Raw genomic sequence first — 3,139 nt, forward strand, 5'->3', positions numbered from 1 at the left:
CCTGCCCGGCGTCCGCCCCGAGCACGCGGACCGCTTCGCCCGCGAGCTGCTCGGCCCCGGCGCCGAACCGGGCGACGCCCGCCGCGCGCAGGCGCTCGTGCTGTGGCTGCTGGAACAGGCCGTCCTGCGCGGGCACTCCGCCCTGGAGCTCTCCGAGGTGGCGGCCGGGCTCGAACGCCTCCGCATGCCGGAGCCGGCCGCCGCGATCCAGGCCGCCGTCGAGGACGGGCGGGTGCTGCCCTTCCAGGAGGAGCTCACCGGCCCCGAGGCGCACGGCTCGGGCGACGAGGACGACGAGCCGCCGACGCGGACGCTGCTCGCACTGGAGCGGCTGGCGATGGCGGAGGACAGCCTCGCCGAGGGGCTGCTCCAGCTGATGGCCACCTTCGTGCCGGGCGAGGACGTCGAGGCGGAGGAGGGTGACTCGGAGAAGGGTGACGCCGAGGTCGCCAAGGTGAAGGAGGGCGGCTCGGAGGACGAGGCCGCCGCTTCCGAGGACGAACGCGCCGAGAACGCCGCCGAGACCCCCGTACCCGCCCCCGGTCCGGCCGCGTGGGCCGCTGCCGCCGAGGCCGCGCCGTCCTCGTCCGCGAGCGCCCTCATCCGGGCCGTCGCCGACAGCGCCCTCGTCCTGCACACCGGCGGCGACGCCGCCCGCGCCGAACCGGCCGCGCTGCTCGGCGCCGCCACCGGCCTCGGGCTGCGCGCCTGGGCCGCCACCTGGACCGACCAGGGCCGCGACTCCTTCGCCGCCCTGGCCGGCGCCGACGCCCCCGTCGTCACGCTCGCCGAACTGCTCTCCGGCACCGGCGGCCCCGGCCGCTCCTCCGACGGCACGCTCGCCCTCGACCTCCTGGTCGTCCTCGACGCCCCGCTGCTGGACGTCGAACTCGCCGCCACCGTCCTGGAATCGCTCGCCGACGGCACCCGCCTGGTGCTCAGCGGCGACCCCGGCCAGCTCTGGTCCGCCGGCCCCGGACGGTTCTTCGCCGACCTGCTCGCCGCCAAGGCCTGCCCGGCGGTCGCCTCCCGCACCCCGGACTTCGGCCCGATCGGCGAGCTCGTCTCCGGCATCGGCATCGGCGAGCTCCAGCCGGTCGAGGCGCCGGACAAGGAGGTGGTCATCCTGACCGCCAGGGACGGCGCCGAGGCCGTCCACCGCGCCATCCAGCTGCTCACCGACTCCATCCCGCGCGCCCTCGGCATCCCGGCCGAGGAGGTCGTGCTGCTCACCCCCGGCCACGGCGGCCCGGGCGGCACGCGGGCGCTCAACGCCGCCGCCAAGGCCCGGCTGAACCCCGGCCCCGGCCGCTTCGCCGGCTTCGACCCGGGCGACCGGGTGGTCGACTCCCCCGCGCCGGGCATCACCCGCCCGGCCCGGGTGCTCGACGGCGACGCGGCCGGGCTGCACCTGGAGTACGCGGACGGCTCCCGCCGGACCGTCCCGCCCGCGGAGGCCGCGCGGCTGCGGCACGGCTGGGCGCTCACCGTCCACCAGGCGCTCGGGCGGCACTGGCCGGGCGCGGTGGTCGTGCTGCCGGAGGACGCCGGCCCGGCGCTCACCCGGCAGTGGGTCTACACCGCCTTCGGTCGCGGCGAGCGGCACCTGTCCGTGGTCCACGCGGCGGGCCCGGCGCTCGCCCAGGCCGTCGCCGAGCGCCCGGCGCAACCGCGCACCACCCGGCTGCGGGCGATCCTCGCGGAGAACGCGGCCTCGGCGTACTGAGGCACCGCCCGGACGAGCGCGACACCGCGAACGCGAGGGCGGGCGGTCCCCACGAGGTGTGGGGGCCGCCCGCCCGTACGTCGGTACCGCGTCAGTCGTCGAGGTCCTCGTCGTCGTAGACCTCGCTCACGTCGAACCGGCAGATGAGCAGCTGCGGGTCGGCGTGGTCGAAGGGCTCCGGCAGCCACTCCCCCGGCTCGGTCGGCTCGGCCGCCGCGACCCAGAGCGTCGAGTCGGCCTCCTCCAGGCCGAACTCCTCGCTGCGGGCGGCGATCTCGTCCGGCTCGTACTCGCCGAACAGCACGCCGATCGCGGCGTTCACGCCGCCCTCGCCGCCCCCGCCCGGGGTGAGCGAGTCGTCGAGCCGCTCGGCCTGGGCGCGCAGCCGCTTGGGATCGACGACGTGGTAGTCGCGGCGGATCAGCACGCTGATCGCCTCGGGCTGTTCGGGGCCGTGGTAGCCCCCGGGGCCCTCGTCCCCGGGGACCTCGAAGGGGGTGACCTCGTCGTAGGCCTCGTACAGGAGTTGGTCGTAGGCGATGGCCGCCGTCGCGAGTTGCTCGTAGGCGGCGGACACAGCGGGATCATCCGCTGCGCTGGGGCTTGACACCGCTTCCAGATGACGGTCGATGGCGGCCTTGACCGCCTCGGCGGCGGCGCGTACCTCGGCAATGGTGGGCTGCGCGGCATCAGACATGGTGCAGACGCTATCTCCCCGCGGTGTCGGTACGCACAGCGGTTGTCACCTACACCCGCGATTTCACCGCAACTTCCCCCCTGATGTCCGATCTACATGCTTTCGTCCCCGCGCGAACCCGGCGCACGAGGAGCGCGGAGGGCACACCCCGGCCGTTCACGGACGGCTTCGCGCGCCGGGATCGGGGTATCCCGTTCCACAGGAGCAACGGAACTGATGCACAGTCAGCGGATCAGTCGGCCCGACCGCTCCCCGGCGGCCGTCCGCGCGGCCCTCGGGCGGCCCGTCGGGGGCTTCCGGGGGCCGGGCGTCCGGCGGGAGGTCGGCCGGAAATACCCGGCCCGCTGTCGGAGGCAGGCCGTAGGCTTGCAGGCAGGTGAACCTCAGGAGGAGCGTTTTGACCCCACCGAAGTCGGTCCGGCAGCCGGAGTACGAGTACCAGTCCCTGCGCATGCCGCGCGGCACCTCGCGCAACGCGGCACGCCAACTGCTCACCGAGCACGCCGAGTACGGACACTGGGAGCTCGACCGACTGCGGCTGTTCCCGGACGGCAGCCGGACGGTCCGGCTGCGGCGGCGGATCATCCGGCAGGTCCGCCACTGGTGACGGTCTGGGCCGCTCCTGGCGGACGGCCTAGGCAGGGCGGCTGACGGCTCTCCTCGCGAATCGTCGGTTCACAACACCGCTCACGACACGGTTCACACCCGGCTTTCAC

At 75.3% G+C, this 3,139-nt stretch carries 3 protein-coding genes; 2 read left to right on the top strand and 1 reads right to left on the bottom strand.

All coding sequences use genetic code 11. From position 1 onward, the window contains the following. A partial coding sequence (locus AB0O00_RS33725) for an ATP-binding domain-containing protein (RefSeq protein ID WP_363658349.1) occupies positions 1-1,726 on the top strand: 1,726 nt, incomplete at its 5' end. 91 nt (positions 1,727-1,817) lie between these two features. Here the strand turns inward: AB0O00_RS33725 and AB0O00_RS33730 are convergent. Continuing rightward, the gene (locus AB0O00_RS33730; protein ID WP_363658351.1) at positions 1,818-2,423 is read right to left on the bottom strand and encodes a hypothetical protein; all 606 of its coding nucleotides are present in this window, start codon (positions 2,421-2,423) and stop codon (positions 1,818-1,820) included. 397 nt (positions 2,424-2,820) lie between these two features. Here AB0O00_RS33730 and AB0O00_RS33735 point away from each other — a divergent pair, with 397 nt between their 5' ends. After that, positions 2,821-3,030, top strand: coding sequence for a DUF5703 family protein (locus AB0O00_RS33735; protein WP_363658352.1), 210 nt, complete (start codon positions 2,821-2,823; stop codon positions 3,028-3,030). Positions 3,031-3,139: the final 109 nt, after the last annotated feature.

This window comes from Kitasatospora sp. NPDC093558 (genome assembly GCF_040683475.1).
Lineage (GTDB): Bacteria > Actinomycetota > Actinomycetes > Streptomycetales > Streptomycetaceae > Kitasatospora.